At 45.5% G+C, this 20,280-nt stretch carries 18 protein-coding genes and 2 riboswitches; of the genes, 9 read left to right on the top strand and 9 right to left on the bottom strand.

Annotated elements, in window-relative coordinates; genetic code table 11:
* Positions 1-2 precede the first annotated feature (2 nt).
* The 5 genes from AB5542_RS06385 to AB5542_RS06365 form a co-directional block, all read right to left on the bottom strand.
* Positions 3-587 (bottom strand): DUF3575 domain-containing protein, encoded by a 585-nt coding sequence (locus tag AB5542_RS06385; RefSeq protein ID WP_279038568.1) that lies wholly within the window; start codon positions 585-587, stop codon positions 3-5.
* Between the two features lie 478 nt (positions 588-1,065).
* A complete protein-coding gene (locus AB5542_RS06380) occupies positions 1,066-1,827 on the bottom strand; it encodes an adenosylcobinamide-GDP ribazoletransferase (RefSeq protein ID WP_279038569.1) in 762 nt (253 codons plus the stop codon).
* 250 nt (positions 1,828-2,077) lie between these two features.
* Complete coding sequence (cobT, locus tag AB5542_RS06375; RefSeq protein ID WP_118303650.1) at positions 2,078-3,118, bottom strand: nicotinate-nucleotide--dimethylbenzimidazole phosphoribosyltransferase; 1,041 nt, start codon at positions 3,116-3,118, stop codon at positions 2,078-2,080.
* A 76-nt stretch (positions 3,119-3,194) separates the two neighbouring features.
* Positions 3,195-3,707: a bifunctional adenosylcobinamide kinase/adenosylcobinamide-phosphate guanylyltransferase gene (locus AB5542_RS06370; RefSeq protein WP_279038570.1), complete on the bottom strand. Its 513-nt coding sequence runs from the start codon at positions 3,705-3,707 to the stop codon at positions 3,195-3,197.
* Between the two features lie 64 nt (positions 3,708-3,771).
* Positions 3,772-4,167, bottom strand: a complete 396-nt coding sequence (locus tag AB5542_RS06365; protein WP_340279694.1) for a DUF2809 domain-containing protein — start codon at positions 4,165-4,167, stop codon at positions 3,772-3,774.
* A gap of 148 nt (positions 4,168-4,315) precedes the next feature.
* On the opposite strand from AB5542_RS06365, the gene AB5542_RS06360 reads away from it, so the two are divergent.
* From AB5542_RS06360 to cbiB, 5 genes are read left to right on the top strand one after another with little or no spacing between them, the layout of a single operon-like run.
* Positions 4,316-4,852, top strand: coding sequence for a histidine phosphatase family protein (locus AB5542_RS06360; RefSeq protein WP_279038571.1), 537 nt, complete (start codon positions 4,316-4,318; stop codon positions 4,850-4,852).
* Positions 4,853-4,869: 17 nt separating this feature from the next.
* Entirely contained in the window at positions 4,870-5,442 is a 573-nt protein-coding gene (locus AB5542_RS06355; RefSeq protein ID WP_087419669.1) for a cob(I)yrinic acid a,c-diamide adenosyltransferase, read from the top strand.
* Between the two features lie 60 nt (positions 5,443-5,502).
* Positions 5,503-6,981 carry a cobyric acid synthase gene (locus tag AB5542_RS06350; RefSeq protein ID WP_279038572.1) on the top strand — a complete coding sequence of 493 codons (1,479 nt, stop codon included), beginning with the start codon at positions 5,503-5,505 and terminating at the stop codon, positions 6,979-6,981.
* 1 nt (position 6,982) lies between these two features.
* The gene (locus tag AB5542_RS06345) at positions 6,983-7,999 is read left to right on the top strand and encodes a pyridoxal phosphate-dependent aminotransferase (protein ID WP_087419667.1); all 1,017 of its coding nucleotides are present in this window, start codon (positions 6,983-6,985) and stop codon (positions 7,997-7,999) included.
* Between the two features lie 9 nt (positions 8,000-8,008).
* Positions 8,009-8,947 (top strand): adenosylcobinamide-phosphate synthase CbiB, encoded by a 939-nt coding sequence (gene cbiB, locus AB5542_RS06340; RefSeq protein ID WP_279038573.1) that lies wholly within the window; start codon positions 8,009-8,011, stop codon positions 8,945-8,947.
* 53 nt (positions 8,948-9,000) lie between these two features.
* On the opposite strand, the gene AB5542_RS06335 is transcribed toward cbiB, so the two are convergent.
* Positions 9,001-9,483, bottom strand: coding sequence for a ferritin (locus tag AB5542_RS06335; protein ID WP_087419665.1), 483 nt, complete (start codon positions 9,481-9,483; stop codon positions 9,001-9,003).
* Positions 9,484-9,592: 109 nt separating this feature from the next.
* A complete protein-coding gene (locus tag AB5542_RS06330; RefSeq protein WP_279038574.1) occupies positions 9,593-10,909 on the bottom strand; it encodes a cobyrinate a,c-diamide synthase in 1,317 nt (438 codons plus the stop codon).
* Between the two features lie 177 nt (positions 10,910-11,086).
* On the opposite strand from AB5542_RS06330, the gene AB5542_RS06325 reads away from it, so the two are divergent.
* From AB5542_RS06325 to AB5542_RS06310, 4 genes are read left to right on the top strand one after another with little or no spacing between them, the layout of a single operon-like run.
* Entirely contained in the window at positions 11,087-12,574 is a 1,488-nt protein-coding gene (locus AB5542_RS06325; RefSeq protein WP_279038575.1) for an amino acid adenylation domain-containing protein, read from the top strand.
* Between the two features lie 6 nt (positions 12,575-12,580).
* On the top strand, positions 12,581-12,823 hold the full coding sequence (locus AB5542_RS06320; RefSeq protein ID WP_279038576.1) for an acyl carrier protein: 243 nt from the start codon (positions 12,581-12,583) through the stop codon (positions 12,821-12,823).
* 3 nt (positions 12,824-12,826) lie between these two features.
* Positions 12,827-14,266 (top strand): MBOAT family O-acyltransferase, encoded by a 1,440-nt coding sequence (locus AB5542_RS06315; protein WP_279038577.1) that lies wholly within the window; start codon positions 12,827-12,829, stop codon positions 14,264-14,266.
* 35 nt (positions 14,267-14,301) lie between these two features.
* Positions 14,302-15,279, top strand: a complete 978-nt coding sequence (locus AB5542_RS06310; protein WP_279038578.1) for a histidine kinase — start codon at positions 14,302-14,304, stop codon at positions 15,277-15,279.
* 297 nt (positions 15,280-15,576) lie between these two features.
* On the opposite strand, the gene AB5542_RS06305 is transcribed toward AB5542_RS06310, so the two are convergent.
* Entirely contained in the window at positions 15,577-16,794 is a 1,218-nt protein-coding gene (locus AB5542_RS06305; RefSeq protein WP_279038579.1) for an aminopeptidase C, read from the bottom strand.
* A 390-nt stretch (positions 16,795-17,184) separates the two neighbouring features.
* The gene (locus AB5542_RS06300) at positions 17,185-19,542 is read right to left on the bottom strand and encodes a TonB-dependent receptor (protein WP_279038580.1); all 2,358 of its coding nucleotides are present in this window, start codon (positions 19,540-19,542) and stop codon (positions 17,185-17,187) included.
* 105 nt (positions 19,543-19,647) lie between these two features.
* Positions 19,648-19,849, bottom strand: a riboswitch (cobalamin riboswitch).
* Between the two features lie 180 nt (positions 19,850-20,029).
* Positions 20,030-20,240, top strand: a riboswitch (cobalamin riboswitch).
* The last annotated feature ends 40 nt before the right edge of the window (positions 20,241-20,280 follow it).

Raw genomic sequence — 20,280 nt, 5'->3', positions numbered from 1 at the left:
TTTTAAAACAAGTAAACAAAATTCAAAGCTGCCTTTGTAGGCCCCACATAGTGATGTGTCCGATCTTTCGCCATACTGGTACCACATGAAGTACAAGGGTAAACATCATACCGTGTATAGACATACCCGAAACCTATTTCCGCTTCGAAATTCCAATGTTTAGAAAGTATCCACGAGTAACCATAAACAGCCCCGATTCCAAGAAACCATCCTTGGTAACGACGATCCTTCAAACGAGAAAAGTCTGACCCCAGAAAAGAAATATTGTTTTTTAACTTTCCGACATTGTATTTCCCACCTAAAAGATGTCCTCCCAAAAAATGCCCGGAAAAACGGTCACAAAACCAATAACGGGCTTCCGGCTGCACGAGCCAATGTTTCCACTTACGATCCCCTGAAAAAGTCCACCCGTTATAATTACCGGAAACATCCAATGTCCACTTTGGAGCGAGCCGAAACTCTAGTCCAAGGTTTACCGTTGCCGTTGCATCATACAATAAATTACTTTTTATGGCAACCTCTTGGCTTCTTGCTCCCACGCCGAGAAACAAACATGAAAACAAGACTACATAAAATCTTAGATTCATCTTCCTTATATTTAAATTTGCTATTACGCCTTCATTTCATTTACACGCCCTCACACCTGTAAATGGTTATTGTCCAAATCAATAACTCTATACAAAAAATATCTTTAAACGTTCGTTTAAAGATATTTGGGGAATAGAATAAAAAATAATATTTTATAATTGTTACTTGTTTTGTATATCAGATTATTACATAAAGTTTTGATTTTTGCGATAATGATATTACCTTTGTGTCATAAAACGAAGGTTTTAAGATACACAAACAAATATTAAATTGTTTCGTTAGTATTATATCTACTCGTAAGACTGCGAAATGTATTTACCACTTCAACACGATGTAGGCTCTATTACACTAAAATCAAATCCTCATAATATACCTTTCCCATGAAAATGAGTAGTTTCTCTTTGCTACACATTTCACAAGTAACTTTCTCGATCTTCTTGACAACGTTAACGGAGTGATCCCGAAGAATACAAAGTATTAAAACAAAAATTGATGGCGACACCAAATCACTAACACACTCAGATAAAAGACCTGTTCGATGATTAACACGGATGCACCGCAACAATCTCCCGTGTAACCCCCGATCTTGATTTTCAAGAAGAAACGCAACCCGATGGCAGTCAATATGGCGGGGATCATTGCGAAACAGAAACTTGCATCTTTCAGGAAGAAAAAGGGAATCAAGGTGATCAATCCCACGATCACGAATATGAACGCGCGTACCTTGCTGTAAACAAGTTTTATTTTACTCTCTTCCTCTTTCCGGACATAAGGTAACGTATTTACCATCACGGCCGCACAGAGTTTGGAAAAACAATCTGCCGCAATCACGATCGGGAAAATCATGGCCGGGTCGAAACTGGACAATAAGGAATAATAGAGAATAAAGTAGAGTACCAAACCGATGGTCCCGTAACACCCGATATGCGAATCTTTCATGATGGCTAGAATCTTCTCTTTAAAAGTTCCTCCACCAAACCCGTCAAAAAAGTCCGCCAACCCGTCCTCGTGCAATGCCCCGGTCAACAGGATTCGGGCAATAATCGCCAAAATACACGCCACCTCCAAAGGCACAATCTGTGCCGACAGCCATAAAACACCCCCTGTCACGGTCCCCGTCAAAAAACCGACCAAAGGCCAGTATTTAATAACATCCGTGAAATAACGCTTGTCCACGTTGACAATCCGCCACAAAGGTAGTCGAGTAAACATCATGATTGCTGCCAAAAGAGAACGCATACTAATTTTAGATTTAATGATTTATGATTTTAAATTTGGTAATTATATATTACTTTACAGTCCATTAAGGTAATGCTTGTTTTCATACTCAAACTCCTCCGTCACTTCGTGCCACCTCCTCTATAAACAGAGGAGGAACTGGTGACTCTTCCCGAATATAGAGAGTATTTTAGCTCTCCCTCTGTTTATAGAGGGAGTACCCCGAAGGGGGGAGGGAGTTCATTTTCAATTTTCCACTTTCAATTTTCAATTACTTAAAGTATTTCGTTACTGCCGCTGCCTTGAAAGAGGCCATTTCGTTGATCATATTCACGGCTGAAACAAGTAAGGGGTAAGCGCAAATGGCTCCCGTCCCTTCACCTAAGCGCAAACCGAGATTTAATAACGGTTGGGCGTGTAGGAAGTCCAAAACTAATTTATGCCCACACTCGTCACCTTGATGACCATAGATGCAATAATCCGTTAAGGCGGGGTACAACATCTTTCCGGCAAGAACACAATTCGTCATGATAAAGCCATCCACGATAATAACCATACCCAATTCGGCAGCACGCAGCATACCTCCCACGGCAGCCACCATTTCAAAACCGCCAAAATAACGGATAATGTCTTTCGGAGTTCCATCCCCCTTGTAATTTTCCATACACCGTTTCAACACGTTATACTTGTGTTCAACGCCTTCCCTAGACAACCCACTACCCGCTCCGACACAATCGCTCAAAGGAATACCTGTCAGGTAAGTCATCCACAGGGAAGAAGAAGAGGTGTTGGCAATACCCATTTCCCCGAAACTCACCACGTTCGAACCCTCATCATGAACCATATCCACGATCTCCACTCCGATCTCGATTGCCCGGTCAAATTCTTCCGGAGTCATGGCGGCCTCGTACAAATAATTTGAAGTTCCCTTACGGATTTTACGATCAATCAGCCCTTCCATAGGTTCGAAATCCGCATTTACCCCACAATCCACCAATTTAATCCCGAAATGATGTTGACGGGAAAACATATTCACCCCGGCCCCCCCTTTGATGAAATTAAAAATCATCTGGGCGGTCACTTCCGGAGCCGAAAAGCTAACCCCCTCTTTCACGATCCCGTGATCGGCAGCAAAAATAATATTCTGGGGGTTCCGTAACTCCGGGGAAAGCGTTTGCTGTATCAACCCAATCTGGTGTGCTGTTTTTTCAAGTAATCCCAAAGATCCCTTGGGCTTGGTCAAATTATTAATCTTATCTATCAAAGCCTCCGACAAAGCCTTGTCGGTCTCTTTTATTGTAAAACTTCTCATACAATTGAAAATTAAAAATTGAAAATTGAAAATAAGATATACACTTTCAGGTTTCAATTCAGATTATATTATCATTTTATTTTACTCGCATGGCAATACCGGAAACCATCAGGACAACTTCGTCCGCCCGATCTCCTATATATTGATTCACCCATCCTTGCAAATCCGTGAACCGCCGCTGAACAGGGTCAACAGAAACTCCCCCCATACCGATCTCGTTCGTGACGAAAATAAAGGTTGCCTCCTGCCCGGTGAACCGGTCGAACTCTTCCTTTATCTCCCGCAAAGATTTATCCACGTCGGAATCATTGTCAAAAAAGAAATTGGTACTCCACAAGGTCACGCAATCAATGACCACGACCCGCCTCGACACGTCACATCGACCAATCGCTTTTTCTTCTTCCAAATTGGTCCATCGCGGTCCCCGGTCCTGTTGATGACGTCTCACCCGTTCCCGGAATTCATCATCCCACACCCTCGAAGTAGCCAGATAAACGGGATTCTCTGCCAACTTTAGCGCAAGCTCTTGGGCATAACGACTTTTCCCGGATCTTTGTCCTCCCGTAACTAAAATTATTTTTCTTTTCATCATGACGACAAATTTCTCTGTTTTTTCAAGAAATACAAAGTAATCGCCCGAAAAATCTACAACTTTATTTCCGGCTCCATCCCAGCAAGCCATCCACGATGATTCCCAGCAAAACACCCACGGTATAACACAGAATATCACTCCACAAAAAACCGAATCCCAAGACCAAACCTCCTAACGTGGTCTCCCGGATGGCGTCAATCCAAGGAGCATGATACAATTGGCTGATCTCGATCAAGTAGGAAAAGGCCAATGCCAACACACAAGCCACCCTTTTCCTAGTATTCACGAACAAAAAACGACATCCGAAATACACCATCATGGCCCACAAGACATCCCCTAGGTATAATTTTACAAAATCAAGCGTGCAAGCACTCATTTTCCGGGAAAGTAATCCCAGTATAACCACGAAAAGGGTTAACAACAAATATTTCAACCGTTTATTCTTCATCCCTATCATACATCCAACGTTTCCTTTTGACAACAAATTTAGGAAGAATCTCCCATAATACCACGCCACACGCAAAAACAATCAAGCACCCCGACAAATACTCTAAAGATTTAAAATTGTTTACTAACTTTGTGAGTTAGAAGTCTAAAAAGAAGTGATGATGGAACTCATATTATCCCGACACGGGGAAACATTAGAAAATCAACAACATATACTCCAGGGCCAACTTCCCGGGACCTTATCTCCATTGGGGATAGCCCAAGCCGAGAAACTGGCGGAGATGCTCCAAGAGGAAACGATTGACAACATTGTTTCCAGTGATCTGGCCCGAAGTTATAACACGGCAGTCGCCGTCGCCCGGAAACACGGGCTGACTCCTCACCAAACTCCTCTCCTGCGGGAAATGGACTGGGGCATATACACGGGTAAGCGCTTGGATGACGTGGACTGGACCAACCTGCCTCCCAGCGTGGAATCCCTAGATGCACTCTTCCAAAGAGCTATCGATTTCATTGCCTATTTAAAAAAGAATTTCTCCGGCCAACGGGTAGTGGCCATTGGACACGGAGCATTCAACCGGGCAATTATCGCATACCTCAACGGGAAAAAGGCTATTGACATGATCGACCTTCCTATCATGGAAAACACGAGTTGCCTACGTTTTACATTAGTGGACGACAACCAAACAGTATAACTCAATTTTCAACTAACATGAGAATATACACGAAAGGCGGGGACAAAGGAACAACGGGAATATTCGGCGGGAGCCGGGTGGATAAAGATGATATTCGTATTGAAACAAACGGGACCCTTGACGAGCTGAATGCCACACTAGGTGTCATTCGAGCCTTACTGGACGAGAAGGATGAACGGCAAGAAATTCTGGCATACATACAGCGCACGTTAATGATAGTCATGTCACAAGTAGCAACTCCCTCAAACATCCGGGAACAAAACCAGAACATCCTACCGGAAGATATAGACCGGTATTGCGAACAACAAATCGACCGCATGAACAGCGAGATGCAACACCCGTCCACCCATTTCATCCTGCCGGGCGGAACGCTGATTTCAGCCCAATGCCACGTGGCCCGCACGATCGCCCGCCGGGCAGAAAGAAGATTGTGTACCCTAAACAAGACAGACGAGGTTCCCCCACTTATCCTGCGATTCGTGAATCGCCTCTCGGACTTACTGTTTACCATGGCCCGCTGGGAAATGGACCAGCAAGGTGCAGAAGAAGAGAGATGGAAAGCGTTCCTTTACAAAAAAAAGAATCAATGAATAGCGTTCGCCTTGTGCGGCTGAAATCTAAAATCTAAAATCATTAAATCTAAAATATAAATGTCTTTTCTTCGTTCAATCATGTTTGTCGGGACCTGCTCGGATGCGGGTAAAAGCATCATCAATACGGCGTTTTGCCGAATTTTCAAACAAGATGGTTACCACCCGGCCCCCTTCAAGGCGCAAAATATGTCGCTAAATTCATATTCCACTCCCGACGGGCTGGAAATCGGACGGGCGCAAGCGGTACAGGCCGAGGCATGTGGCATTGCCCCGGAAAGCGACATGAATCCTGTCCTGCTAAAACCCACGAACGAACAATGCTCGCAGGTCGTACTCAACGGAAAACCGGTCGGAAATATGTCTGCCAGAGAATACTTCATGTCCAACAACAAGGCCGAATTATTCAACCAAGCATACGCTGCCTATGAACGTCTGCAAGCCCGCTACTCTCCCATCGTGCTGGAAGGAGCCGGGAGCATCTCGGAAATCAACTTGCGGGAAAGAGACATTACGAATATGCGGATGGCATTGCGCACGAATGCCGCCACGTATCTGGTGGCGGACATCGACCGGGGGGGAGTGTTTGCCTCCGTCTACGGTTCCATCGCCTTGCTTTCAGAGGAAGAAAAAAAATTGATTAAAGGAATTATCATCAACAAATTCAGAGGGGACATATCCCTTTTCGACGAGGGAAGAAAGATTATCCACGACCTCACGGGTATACCTGTTGTCGGCGTGATTCCCTATTTCAAGGACATTTATATCGAAGAAGAAGACTCCGTCTCACTGGAAACCAAAAACACCAAAGCCGGGAGCGGCAAGATTAACGTGGCCATCGTACTCCTGAAACGCCTTTCCAATTTCACGGACTTCAGCGTGCTGGAACGAGACGAACGATTCCATGCTTACTACACGAATAACGTGGAAGAAATAGGCAAAGCCGACATCATCATTCTACCGGGAACGAAAAACACAATCTCCGACCTGCGGAACATCCGGGCAAACGGTATCGCGGAGGCAGTCATCCGGGCTCACAAGGAAGGTAAAAAAGTGATCGGTATTTGCGGGGGATACCAGATGATGGGCGCCCGGATCGAGGACCCGGATCAGATAGAGGGGGACATGACCGCCATTCCCGGCCTGGGCATCCTTCCTCTTGTCACGATCATGGAACCTGAAAAAATCACCCGCCAAGACCAATTCACCTTCCGAAATCACCCGGAAACCTGCAAGGGATACGAGATTCACATGGGCCGAACAACCTTGTTGGACGGGGCTTCGGAATCTCCCTTGAACCGTTTACACGACGGACGGACGGACGGCTATATCTTAAACGAAAGATGCTGGGGTAGTTACCTCCACGGAATTTTAGACAATGACATCGTCCTCAACGAGCTGGCAGAAGGACTGACCCAAGCAACCCCCACCACATTCAATTATACCGATTTCAAAGATCAACAATATAACAAACTGGCCGATCACGTACGTGCACACGTTGACCTACCATACATTTATTCCACCCTTAAAACCAAGTAATATGCTGAACGGACACGGAGATGACATATACAAATCAAACACGGAAATAAAAGCTAATTTCTCCACCAACGTATGGTATGACGCAGACACGGATATTCTCCGTTCCATGCTGATCACCCAAATCGACAAAATATTCCATTACCCGGAGCCTGCCGCCGAATCATTCGTGCGGGAAGTTGCCCGGTTCCACAATCTGCAACCGCAAAACGTGATTGCCGGAAACGGTGCCACTGAACTGTTTTACTTGATCGCACACGCTTTCGAAGGGAGTAAAACCATCCTTCCCATTCCCTCTTTTTCAGAATACGAAGATGCTTGTACCCTTTACAGGCACCAACAGATATTCGTACCCATAAAAGACTTCCAGGCAGGCCCCGCAGACCTGATGTTTATCTGTAATCCCAACAATCCCAATGGACACGTGTGGAAACTGGAAGAGATCGAAAATATTTTACAGCAATACCCTCAAATGACGCTTGTCGTGGACGAATCGTTCATTGACTTTGCCCCCACGGCACAGCCATCCGAACCGTTATTAGCCAGTTACCCTAATCTACTGGTCATTCATTCCATGACGAAAAGTTATGCCATCCCCGGATTACGCTTAGGCTATATGTTGGGCAGCGAAAAACTGATAGACCGGATCAAACGCTTCACCCACCCGTGGAACGTGAATGCACTAGCCATCGAGATCGGGAAATTCCTACTGCAAAACGGGAAGTACCTCCTACCCGACACGGACAGGTTGCTCAAACGTAAGGAAAATTTTGTCCGTGCTTTCGATGAACTTCCCGGTTACTCTCCCGTCCCCTCGGAAACCTCGTTTTTCCTCATTCACACGATTCATAAATCCCACGTGTTAAAACAGGAACTATTGAAACAATTCGGGATTCTGATACGGGACGCCTCGAACTTCAGAGGTCTGGACGAACATTACTTCCGGGTAAACACGCTCTCGGATGAAAAAAATCAGATGCTACTCCGGGCATTGAGGTTATTATCCATCAATGATTTATAATTGGTTGTTATGCTCTCATTTTCAATCGTCATCGTTCCCCTCATCATCGGGTATCTTCTCGATCTCATTTTTGGAGATCCCCGGAAATTACCTCACCCGATCGTAGCCTTTGGAAACATCATCGGGTGGTGTGAACGTCACTTTAACAAAGGGGAACATAAGAAACGAAACGGGTGCCTGATTGCCATTATCCTGCCACTTTCCACCCTTTTCTTAGGGGGACTTCTCGCCTGGGGAAGCTGGATACTCCATCCCTTCGCGTATTACTGCGTCGCCTCCGTGTTCGTTTTCTACGGATTGGCGAACCACAGTCTTATACAAGAAGGTGGAGAGGTTATTCGAACCCTTGAAGAACAAGGATTGGACGCCGGACGAAAACGCCTGTCGTGGATTGTCGGTAGAGACACTAGCCAACTTCCCCCGAGAAAAATATATACCGCTGTGCTGGAAACCATGGCGGAGAATTTGAGCGATGGAGTGGTCGCTCCCCTGTTTTTCTATGCACTGGGAGGATTTCCTGCCATGATGGCTTATAAAATGGTAAACACGCTCGACTCCATGATCGGGTACAAGGATACACGTTACAAAGATTTCGGGTGCTGTTCAGCTCACCTGGATGATGTACTGAATTATATTCCAGCTCGGTTAACGGCATTTTTGATCGCCTTGTCCGGCTACCGGAAAGGGATCTTTTCCTTCATCCGAAAATACGCCCGCCAACATGCCAGCCCCAATTCCGGCTACCCGGAATCCGCTATGGCCGGAATCCTCGATTGCCGCTTCGGGGGACCGAACATTTATCACGGAATACTCGTGGAAAAGCCTTACATCGGAACGAACGACAGGGAATTATCGATTAGGGATTACAAACGTGCCGCCCGCATCAATCAATCGGTATGCCTGATCACGGTAATCCTTATTTGCCTTGTTTTCACACCATTGATATAAAAGAACGAGGGGCCACCGATGTTGAAGTGACCCCTCGTTTTTTTCGAACTAATTTATTTCCGTTCTCCTAATTTATCATCCAGATAAATCAAGTTATGACCGTTCATCATCTTGATTCTATCAACAATAGTCTGTGCAGTAGACTCTTCTTCCACTTGCTCATCTACGAACTCATTGATAAAATTCTGGGCAGCTTTGTCATTCTCCTTGATAGCCACATCCAATAAATCATCAATCAATTTAGAAACATGACACTCGTGTTGATAAACATGCTCGAATACTTCCAAAACAGAACCCCATGCTGTCGGTACCACGTTGATCTGACCGATTTCTACATTTCCGTTCCGTTTGATCACGAAGTCAATCATTTCATAAGCATGATCCAATTCCTCTTTTGATTGCGCTCTCATCCATGATGCCATTCCGTCGTAACCATTCTGTGCAAAATACACGGACATTGACAAATACAAATTGGATGACCACATCTCAGCATTAATCTGAGCATTAAACGCCTTTACTAAATTTTCGCTCAACATAATTGTTTATTTAAAATTTGATATTCATTCTTCCAAATCATTTGAAGAACGAACAAATTACATGCCATTCCAAAATTATGTCATTAAAAATATAGCTTAAGACATTTTGTCATTTTTGACTCATTAACATTAAAAAATGATCCATTCCACACTCTCCCCAGTAAAAATGAATATAACTTGCCAACACATTTTTATAGGTATATACCGGAGTATCAACCACCATATCCTTAGCATTATATATCGTGCCAATCACAGGTATTTTCTCATTCGTAGGCAATATTCGGGAATAGTGAAACTCATGCCCCCGAATACGTTGACCGTTTACACGAACTTCCCGGTAGCCCAATTTCAATTTCATCTGTTCCATCGTCGCCCCTTGTTTCAACACGCCTACCATGGGGTAAACCTTCCCGTCGTCACCTGTAATCGTGTCACACAAATACATCATCCCACCACATTCTGCCAACACCCGCCCTCCGGTTTCGCAATACTTCCGGACAGACTGCCTCATTCCCTCGTTAGTCGCCAACTCCGCCAAATGTAGTTCCGGGTACCCTCCGGGGAAATAGACCATATCGGCCTCCGGAAGACTTTTATCACGCAGCGGACTAAAAAACACTACCTCCCCGGCTCGTTTCAATGCCTCCACGTTCTCCCGGTACATGAAATTAAAAGCCTCATCCCGGGCAATAGCGATCTTCCTGTTCCCGGAACAAACGACATCTTCCGTCTGTTCACCGGAAAATTCCACTGTACAGAGTTCCAGTAAACGATCGACATTCACGGTTTTGTCAATCACCTCTGCCACCCGGTCCGCAAATGCATCAAAACAAAACGTCTCATCAATCGACAACCCCAAATGACGGGACGGAATAACAATACTTTCATCCTTTGGGATATACCCCAATGCCTCCACCCCGGCATCCGCACAAGCCTGCTGCAAATAAGCATAATGCGCCACCGATGCCACGAAATTAAACACGACCCCGACAACCCGGATTCCCGGATAGAAGTGTTTAAAACCATACAACACCGGAGCCACGGTATAGGCCGTGGATTTCGCATTAAGTACCAACACGACGGGAATACCGATTAACTCGGCAATCTCCGCACTACTTCCCTTCATCCCATCGTACCCATCAAACAACCCCATCACCCCTTCCGTCACGCAGACATCACTCGCTGCTCCATAGCGGGCGTACAGTTCCCGCACATGCACCGCCGATGCCATATAAGTATCCAGATTCACGGATTCCTCTCCTGCAGCCATGGCATGATGTTTCGTGTCTATATAATCCGGCCCGCACTTAAAAGGTTGTACCTTCATTCCCCGGTTCCGTAACAATCGTAACAGACCTAACGTGAATGTCGTCTTCCCGCTACCGGAACCTGCCGCCCCGATCATGATGAATGGTTTCTGTTTCATTTCTTTCAGTATTTACACACAAAGATAAAACTTCTCGAAATAATAAAAGTATAATAACATTGGATGTTTCTAATAAAAGGCTATTTTTGTAGCGTTACGATATTTGAGGCGGTTGCAACATTGGTAAACTCTCGGAATGGACGCCGGGAGCGGGCCTCAGGTATAAAGGAATGATTTATGAAGGAAATGGACATGATTAAAGACATCGTCCGGGCTTACAGAAATTACCCGGATCATGTGGCTTTTGTAATTGATGATACCTCTTACACCTATCAGGAGGTATTTGCCCGAGTGCAAGGAATTATGCCCTTCGTGCAGGATTGCCCGGAAGACATTATCGGAATCATTGCGGAAGATTGCATTGAAACATATGCCTCTATTCTAGCTGTTTTATTGGCCGAAAAAACTTACGTAATCCTCCATCCCAACTACCCGGACAGTCGGAACAGGACCATTGTGGAATCCACCGGAATGAAACGGGTATTATACGGTCACGAATCCGGTACGCGGCAAGGTCTCCCCAACGAGATCAAATGTATTTCAACATTAGAGATACGGGATGAAAATACAGACCATCTAACAGGAGAGCAAACGCAAGATACAAACAAGAATGCCTACATCATTTTCACCTCCGGAAGTACCGGGATTCCCAAAGGAGTCCCGATCAGCCGGAAAAACTTGAATGCGTTCTATGCTGCCTACCATCAACTGGGTTGGCAACTTGGGCCGACAGACCGGATGTTGCAAATGTTCGAACTGACATTCGACGTTTCAGTCGTGTCCTCCCTCTACCCGTTAACCCTCGGAGCCAGCGTTTACACGGTGGGAACAAGCAAGTTGAAATACATGAGAGTATACGAATTGATGGAAGATGAGGAACTGACTTTCGTGGCCATGCCTCCCTCCCTGTTACAATTCCTGTCCCCTTACTTTGACGAGATTCACGTTCCAAAACTCAAATACCTTATCGTGACGGCAGAAGCGGCAAATGCCGATCTTCTCCAACGTTTCAGGGCTTGCGCCCCCAACGCGGAGTTCGTAAACCTGTACGGTCCCACGGAAGCCACAATTTATTGTACGGCTTACCGGATTCCTCCCGAAGGTTGCAAGCAACACAACGGGATGATCGCCATCGGCCACCCCTTCTCCGGAATCGACACCCTGATTATGGACGAGAAGGAAATACCCGTGCAGACCGGAGAACAAGGAGAATTATGGGTAAGCGGAGAACAAGTCATGCGAGGCTATTGGCAGGATGAGGATAAATCCCGACAGGCATTCGCCCGTTTCAACGGGAAAGTGTACTATAAAACAGGCGACCTCTGTTCTGTCGATCCGGACGGGGACATCATCTATCGCGGACGTAAGGACTACCAAGTTAAAGTGCAGGGTTTCCGGGTTGAACTCAGCGAGATCGAATACCGGACAAAGAAATTCTTCCCGAACGAGACCAATGCCGTCGTCGTTCCCAAGAAAGAGGATGACGGGGGATGTCAATTGCACTTGTTCGTCGGGACAACTCCCCACAAACGGGACGCTTTGCTCCATTACCTGAAGGAACACTTACCCGTCTATATGTTACCGACCGAAGTTCACTTTTTAGAAGAATTCCCGTTGAACACCAGCGGAAAAATTGACCGGAAAGCATTAACGACATTAATATAAAAAACTATGGAAATCGAAGAAATCTTACGCGAACTGGACACGATTTTTCGTGACATTCTAAAAAACGAAAACATCACGTTAACTCCCGAGACCACGGCAAAAGACGTGGACGGCTGGGATTCTCTGACGAATATGCGCCTCATCACGGCCATCGAAAAACATTACAACATTCGTTTCGGCCTGCGTGAAATACTGAAATTCAAACACGTGGGAGACCTGTGCGCGTCTATCCAAGCTAAAAAGAAGTAGCCTATGATGTTTCTCTCTCTACCGTTTGTCATTCTGTTTACTTGTTGCCTGATCCTATATTACACGGTAAAAGGCAGCTACCAGAAACCGGTCCTGTTACTAACCAGTTGCATCTTTGTCGGTTATTTCAACATCGCATACCTACTGATAGCCGCACTCATTGCGGCAATAACTTTCTACTGGGGGCGCTGGATCGGGATGCAGGAACAGGAAAACAAACGCCGGAGAGTCTTCGTCGGGGGAATAGTCTTTCTCGTCCTGTTCCTCGTGGCATTCAAGTACCTCAATTTCATCGGGGAAAACATTGCCGTACTACTCGGTTGGTTCGGCGTGGACTGGAAAGGAGCCATCACCTCTGTTTTCTTCCCGTTGGGAATCTCGTTCTATACCTTCCAAGCACTCGGCTATCTTATTGATGTCTACTGGGAAGAGGAAGAACCTGAACGCTCGCTACCGGACTTCATGCTCTATATGCTATTTTTCATGAAATTCCTTTCCGGACCGATCGAACGGGCCTTCGATATGCTCCCGCAGTTGAAAATCGAGAAACGTTTCGACTACGACACGGTTACCTACGGTCTGAAACTCATGCTGATCGGTTTGATGAAAAAAGTCCTGATCGCCGACCGACTAGCTCCGCATCTGGATAATATATTTGCCTCCGTACAAGATGCTTCCGGGGCGCAGCTATTACTCGCCGGGTTATTGTATCCGATCGAGCTTTATGCCGATTTCTCCGGTTACACGGATATGGCTATCGGTGGGGCCATGATGTTCGGTTATCGTCTGTCTCCGAACTTTAATCGTCCGTTCGTGGCAAAGACAATCACCGACTTTTGGCGCCGCTGGCATATGTCCCTCTCCTTCTGGGTCAGGGATTACCTTTACCAACCCATCGCGGCAAGTAAACGATATTGGGGACAGTGGGGCATCGTCTACGCTCTTGTGGTCACCTTCGTGTTACTCGGCGTGTGGCACGGGGCTGGTTGGAACTATGTGATATACGGGTTAATCCAAGGACTTATCATCAGCTACGAGATGGTGACCGTGGCCTACCGGAATAAAGTGGAAACAAGCGTGGGGAAACACGTGTTCGGGGCTTACTCTATCCTCCGGACCTACCTGCTCTTCGCATTCTCCCTGCTATTTTTCCGTCTGCCCTCGTTATCCGATGCCGGGTACATGATCAGTCACCTCTCCTTCAACCTGCACACCTCTATTAAAGAACTGCGACTAGGGATGACCGACCAAGAATGTATCGTTGCCGGGGTTGCCGTCGTAGTGCTTTTCCTATACGAATACTTTATGTCGAAACGGGACCTGCTACAAGCCTTGAGCGAGCGTCACAGAATCATACGCTGGGGGGTCTACTACCTGCTCGTACTACTCATGTTCCTATTCGGACAATTCGGATCTGAAGATTTCATCTATTTACAGTTTTAGCCATGAGAACTTTCAAAGGATTTATAATAAAATGCATGCTTTTTCTTGTTCCCTTCTTTGTCCTCGCTGGGTTCTATTTCTACGATGATCCCTTCAAGGTCCTACGGGAATATAAAAAATATGACAATGACCCGATCTTCCTGAACGAAGATTACATCGGTTGGAAAACATACAAGAATTATCGGGACTCCCTGCACTTCGATTCCTTCATCCTAGGAAATTCCTGTACCATGGCATTTCTTACCTCCGACTGGGAAAAATACCTCAACGGAAGTAAGGCTATACGCTTGTACGGGACGGCTGAACGACTGGCTGCCGTACACCGGAAAGTGATGGCTCTTGACAAGGAAGAGGAGCGTATTGCAAATGTCCTGCTCATCGTCGATGCCACCCTATTGCGAGAATATCAGTTATCCACGGGCTATATGCACCTACTTCCCCCGGAAGTCAGCGGGATGAATAAATTCAAGTTCCAATCTCAGTTCGCACAAGAATTCTTCAACCCAAAATTTCTGGTTCCCTACATGGATTACCGGGTATGCCAACGCTACCGCAATTACATGAGAGGAATCGTGAATCCCGACAAAAACATCCGCAATGTTGTCACAAACGACTTGTGGAACCCGCGGGAACACGAGATAGAACAACTCGGTGAACATTACTGGGAAAAACATAAAAAGAGATTCCGCCCCCGTCCCGGGGAAGAACGGGTTCACCCTCCGGTACTGATGAAACCACAAATCAAACTGTTATCGGAAATCGCAAAAGTATTCCAGGATCACCACACGAAGTATAAAATCATCATTAGCCCGGAATACAAACAAATACGTCTGAACCCGGCGGATGTGGAACAATTGAAAGAAATATTCGGAGCTGAAAACGTTTATGACTTTTCCGGCATCAACAAGTACACAAATAACATCCGGAACTACTACGAAGGAGCCCATTATCGCCCCTGTCTCGGACGCCAACTACTGGATAGCGTGTATGCCACGCACGAAACAACTGACTAATTTTAGATTTAATAATTTTAGATTTTAAATTCCAGCCGCACAAGGCTGACGCTTTTTGAGACACGATCATCAAGAAACTCCTCCGTCACTTCGTGCCACCTCCTCTATAAACAGAGGAGGAGTTGGTGACTCTTCCCGAAAACAGGGAGTATTCCAGCTCTCCCTCTGTTTATAGAGGGAGTACCCCGAAGGGGGGAGGGAGTTTGAGAAATGACTTTTTGAACAGCCCCGGAGGGGTAGTTAAAGCGTCAGCCTTGTGCGGCTGGAATCTAAAATTTAAAATCATTAAATCTAAAATTAATTGATTCCCAATTTCTTCCTTATCGCCTTCGGGATAGCGTTTTTGTGAACCATAATATCCATTGTCTTCAAAGCCATATAAGGATAAGATGCGTAGAAATACCCTCCGAATTTGTTATACTTATTCCAAGAATTCTTCACGATGAAATAAGGAGTTCCGTTCTGATCTTTTGCTTTACCAATGATATGCATTCCGTGATCGTCCGTTGTCAGGTAACGATCGAACTCTTCCTGTCTCATCTCCTGCGTGATCGTCTTTTCGGGAGCCGGACCTTGCTTGAAAGCATCCATCATCTGCTGTCCCTTCGGCAACTTTTCCCATTTAGCAATTTCCGCACCGCTCATCTCCTTCGTGTCCGTTGCCGGAATCACGGCAACCCCTGCATCCTTCGTGGCAAATCCTTTCTCGCTCACGTCAGCACCCCAGACGAAAGTATAACCGTTATCAATAGCATAATCCATCACTTGCATCAACTCTTCCAACGGAAGATTATAAGCCTTATCCCAAGACCAGTTATCCTCAACCTCAATAGCGAACTCCGTGTAGAAAGGATGGTGCGTGAAAGAGGTTAAATTCACATAGTCATCCATGTTTAAACCAACCACCTCTTTAGCAAAAGTCTGCGGTGTATATTCTTTTCCTTGATATTCAAACTTCTCCGGCTCCGGTCCGAGATAAGTATCCAGAATAGCATCGAATCCCCGTTTCCACGCCGTACTCAACCGCTTGTTGTTATTTTCCACTACCGCCTGCACGTAAGCTTTCAAAACAGCATCAATCTCTCCGAAAACATGACTCGGTTCTCCGTAATTCAATCCTTGATACACCTCAAGAGGCACAATCCCATATTTCTTCGCCATATTCGTCACATCCGAAGAGGCTCCTCCCACCGCAAAATTCAACACCCCGTGCAAGCGAACATATTTATCCGCCTTATCCGAATAAGCGTGTTTCACGAAATACATGGCCGACAAATTCACCGAATCTTTTCCCATTCGCATCATTTCCGACTCTAGGAAAGAGGACGTTGACCATGACCAACAAGTCCCGGCACGATACTGATCCTTCACGGACGTAGCGGGCAATCTCTTAATATCTGTAAACTGGTAGCCTACAGGCTTTGTCGTGTCCTGTGCTGTCGTATTTTGCTGCGCATAGGCCATCATGTACTCTCCGAAAACGAGGGCGAATAAAATAAATGCTGTTCTCTTCATATCTTTTATATTGATTGTGATTTAATTGTCTGCCTGCAAAAGTATAAAAAGAACCGCAAAACAAGCTGACAAGCTGAATATATTTACGTTAGCCAATAACAAAAAGAGAACTGCCTGAACAGTTCTCTCTATTACAAAATAAACTCCTCCGACCTTCGGCCACCTCCTCTATAAACAGAGGAGGAGCTGGTGATTCTTCCCAAAAACAGGGAGTATTTCAGCTCTCCCTCTGTTTATAGAGGGAAATCGGCGAGTAAGCGAGAACAGACTGAGAGTTTACTCGTTGTCTGTCGAGCGAGAGCCGATTCGAGACTGCTTGCAGGCTCAATACCCCAAAGGGGGAGGGAGTTTGACATCCTCCTTGACTTCTTTCAAATTCCCTTTCTTTAATTAAAAAGTATAGGAAACCGATGCCTGATAATTCCGGGGTTTCGCCATGATCGTGGTTCTCTCGAAATATTCCTTGTCAAACAAGTTGTTAACATTCAATGCCAGTGTTACGTGATTCTTGATCATGTAGAAAATACCCGCATCCATCAACCACAAGGCCGGATCGTACAACCGGTTATCTATATTCCGGAACACCTTATCCTTGAAATTCCCACTTAAATGGAATGACAAATTCTTTAGCACCCCGCGCGGTATCGTGTAATCGGCATAAGCGTAGAATGTCGTACGAGGCACACCCGTGGCACGAACATTTTTATTCTGTTCCTTATATTTAGAGAAACGTCCGCTCTCGGCAATTTCCCGCAAACGATAGTCCGACCAACCGAGACCTCCCGTAACTTGTAAAGTCGGTAACGGACGAACAACCACCTCAATATCAAAACCTCGCGAGTCGGCTCTTCCGACTTGTCCCCGAATACTCTTCTCGGTAGCAACACCATCCACCAACACCGTCGTGTCACCCAGACTCTTCACGATATTATACTTACGAATATAAAATACACTCGCATTAATATCCACCATCTCGTTCAAGGTGTAACGTACACCGACTTCCGTGGAATACCCTTTTTCCGGCTTGAACACTTCGCCCCCATCCTCGTCAGGATTGAACTCGTTACCCTTGCGGTCCAAATACATCACGGTAGGACTATATGTTGTGGTTACAGGATTGAAATAAGAAGAAATAGAACCGTAGAATGACAATTCAGGCATAGGGAAATACACGACACCCACCCGATACGTGAATGCCGAGGTCTCCACCTCTTTCCATTCTTTCCTGTTCTTCGTTTCATATTTCTGTTTCCCGTCGTCAATCGTAGCACTTGATGTTTTCCGGCTATACAAATCCACACGTCCCGAGGCCATCATCTTCCATTTATCATTGAATTCGATCACGTCATGCAAATAAATTCCATGCGTTCTCTCCGTGCGCAGAGAAACGGCTGAAACTTTCGTGTCCCACCATCCCTGCACGATATGCGGGTCCCGCACAGGCAAAAGTGCATCCAAACCGGGCCCCCACAAATCGTCATCTCCATAACCGTTATACTGGGCGAAATCAAAACAATTGTACGTCCATCCCAACGTGTAGTTATGCAACACGGAACCTGTCTCGAACTTCCCGGTCAACTCGATCGTGTTATTCACGTTTTTGTGGTCCGGATTAAAATTCAACGGATTCTGACGGGCAGCATTTCCTCGTTGAACCGTATCCAAGTCAACATACACCTTCTCGTCTTCTGACTTATAATAATACCATTTATATATCGGGTCCTTAGAGGTACGATAAGAAAGCCCCTCAATACAATGATAATCCAAATCACTGTGGAAATAGGAAAAACGTTCTTTCAACTTCATCCAATCCGTGATCTGGTAAACGTATGACACAGACATATCCCATACTTTCCGTTTCATGTAATTATTGGCAAAGTCATTATAAACCTCGCGGTAATCCGCCTCCGGGTGGCGATCCCCCTTCAGCGCATACGGTTTGTCTCCGTCCACGTAGAACATATCACCGGGCATAACGGGTGCAGCCCCGATCTCGGTCGTGTAATCATCATCGGCATAACTACCGGTCACATCAATACGTCCCCACTTTCCTAAATCAGCTCCCAAAACACCATACACGGAAAAACGATTTGCATTCACCTCACGCCATCCGTCACCCGTTGAATAATTGATATTGGCACGATATTCAAGAGGTCCCACAAGTTTTCCCCCGAAACCAAGAGTAGCCCGTCTCTCATCCCAGCTACCATAACTGATACGAGCGTTAGCCGAAAAATCGGGAGACGCTTTCTTGCGCACGATATTCAACACTCCGCCCATAGCCGAATGTCCGGCCAAAATAGCGGCGGGTCCTTTCAACAATTCGATAGACTCCACGGCAGCCAAATCCCCGTAAGGCACGTTATTATTCAACGTCCGCTCATCGCGAATCCCGTCAATCATAACAACCGCACTCCCCTGGCCGCGAATAGAAAACTGTTGAAACTGCCCGTATTGCTTGTCTTTCGCTACAATTCCCGGCAAAAACTTAACGGCATCCATCAGATCAACAATTCCCTTCCGGTCAAGCATCTGGCTAGACAACTTGCTCACCGTTATCGGAACGAAACGTAAAGGCACATCCAATCCCAACAAATCAATCCTCTTCTTTTTCTGCATCACATCCACCTGATCGATACGGAATAAAGAGTCCGTGATACTCTTTTTCTTTCGCTTATCGTCCTCTTGAGCGAAAAGCGAACCGACGCACACAAACAGCAACAATGCTAATACAACAACTTTTTTCATACAACTATATATTAATAATGAATAAGCATTATTAACATAGTCTTTTGGGCAACATGAGTTTAAGGTAAAATCCATCTTTTTCCCTCTCGCTTTTTTTCCCGAAAGCTATGGTTTATCTTGTTCGGCAGGTCTTCTGACTTGTTCCGGATTTTGTTGCCTTCCCAGTTTATAACCAGTGACATTTGAAGTACAAAACCCCTTGTATAGGAACTTACAGCTGCGGGTACAGTCCCGGATTCACACCGGATTCCCTATTAAGCATCACCTCCATGACCGAAGGCTCCGCACCAAAACATGGCGCGAATGTAATATATTTTTTTATATTATACTTTTCAACATGATTTTTTTATTTCCATAATTCAATCATCATAACAAACTGACAACCAACCTATATAATAAAAACTCCAACAATATCCTTAACGAATCTCTATACCTTCTCCAGGTATCATTTTTCTCACCCAACCGTAACCTTTTGTCAAAAAATATATACATTTGTGCCGTCTTAGGTGATGTGTTAATGCTCAATTAACATACAAGAGGGAAACCGGTTAGAATCCGGTACAGTGCCCGCTACTGTGATGCCCGTTTCTCCCTAACGAAGAGATTCAAAGAAAGGTTCTTACACCACTGTTCGTAAGGACGGGAAGGTATCTTTCTTAGGCGTAGTCAGGAGACCTGCCGAGACAAACATAGGTAATAGCGTATTCTCGGGGCCAGGAATACTATTATAAACTTTAA

Source organism: Butyricimonas sp. RTP31003st1_G1_RTP31003_210430 (genome assembly GCF_040920905.1).
In the GTDB taxonomy this organism is placed as follows: Bacteria; Bacteroidota; Bacteroidia; order Bacteroidales; family Marinifilaceae; genus Butyricimonas; species Butyricimonas paravirosa.
Note: the sequence above shows the minus strand (reverse complement) of the source record. Positions and strands in the feature narration are given on the sequence as shown.

Excerpts from the sequence above, each read along its gene's own strand:
- AB5542_RS06385 (WP_279038568.1), bottom strand. The coding sequence starts at position 587 with ATGAATCTAAGATTTTATGTAGTCTTGTTTTCATGTTTGTTTCTCGGC.
- AB5542_RS06380 (WP_279038569.1), bottom strand. The coding sequence starts at position 1,827 with ATGCGTTCTCTTTTGGCAGCAATCATGATGTTTACTCGACTACCTTTG.
- cobT (WP_118303650.1), bottom strand. The coding sequence starts at position 3,118 with ATGAGAAGTTTTACAATAAAAGAGACCGACAAGGCTTTGTCGGAGGCT.
- AB5542_RS06370 (WP_279038570.1), bottom strand. The coding sequence starts at position 3,707 with ATGAAAAGAAAAATAATTTTAGTTACGGGAGGACAAAGATCCGGGAAA.
- AB5542_RS06365 (WP_340279694.1), bottom strand. The coding sequence starts at position 4,167 with ATGATAGGGATGAAGAATAAACGGTTGAAATATTTGTTGTTAACCCTT.
- AB5542_RS06360 (WP_279038571.1), top strand. The coding sequence starts at position 4,316 with ATGATGGAACTCATATTATCCCGACACGGGGAAACATTAGAAAATCAA.
- AB5542_RS06355 (WP_087419669.1), top strand. The coding sequence starts at position 4,870 with ATGAGAATATACACGAAAGGCGGGGACAAAGGAACAACGGGAATATTC.
- AB5542_RS06350 (WP_279038572.1), top strand. The coding sequence starts at position 5,503 with ATGTCTTTTCTTCGTTCAATCATGTTTGTCGGGACCTGCTCGGATGCG.
- AB5542_RS06345 (WP_087419667.1), top strand. The coding sequence starts at position 6,983 with ATGCTGAACGGACACGGAGATGACATATACAAATCAAACACGGAAATA.
- cbiB (WP_279038573.1), top strand. The coding sequence starts at position 8,009 with ATGCTCTCATTTTCAATCGTCATCGTTCCCCTCATCATCGGGTATCTT.
- AB5542_RS06335 (WP_087419665.1), bottom strand. The coding sequence starts at position 9,483 with ATGTTGAGCGAAAATTTAGTAAAGGCGTTTAATGCTCAGATTAATGCT.
- AB5542_RS06330 (WP_279038574.1), bottom strand. The coding sequence starts at position 10,909 with ATGAAACAGAAACCATTCATCATGATCGGGGCGGCAGGTTCCGGTAGC.
- AB5542_RS06325 (WP_279038575.1), top strand. The coding sequence starts at position 11,087 with ATGAAGGAAATGGACATGATTAAAGACATCGTCCGGGCTTACAGAAAT.
- AB5542_RS06320 (WP_279038576.1), top strand. The coding sequence starts at position 12,581 with ATGGAAATCGAAGAAATCTTACGCGAACTGGACACGATTTTTCGTGAC.
- AB5542_RS06315 (WP_279038577.1), top strand. The coding sequence starts at position 12,827 with ATGATGTTTCTCTCTCTACCGTTTGTCATTCTGTTTACTTGTTGCCTG.
- AB5542_RS06310 (WP_279038578.1), top strand. The coding sequence starts at position 14,302 with ATGCTTTTTCTTGTTCCCTTCTTTGTCCTCGCTGGGTTCTATTTCTAC.
- AB5542_RS06305 (WP_279038579.1), bottom strand. The coding sequence starts at position 16,794 with ATGAAGAGAACAGCATTTATTTTATTCGCCCTCGTTTTCGGAGAGTAC.
- AB5542_RS06300 (WP_279038580.1), bottom strand. The coding sequence starts at position 19,542 with ATGAAAAAAGTTGTTGTATTAGCATTGTTGCTGTTTGTGTGCGTCGGT.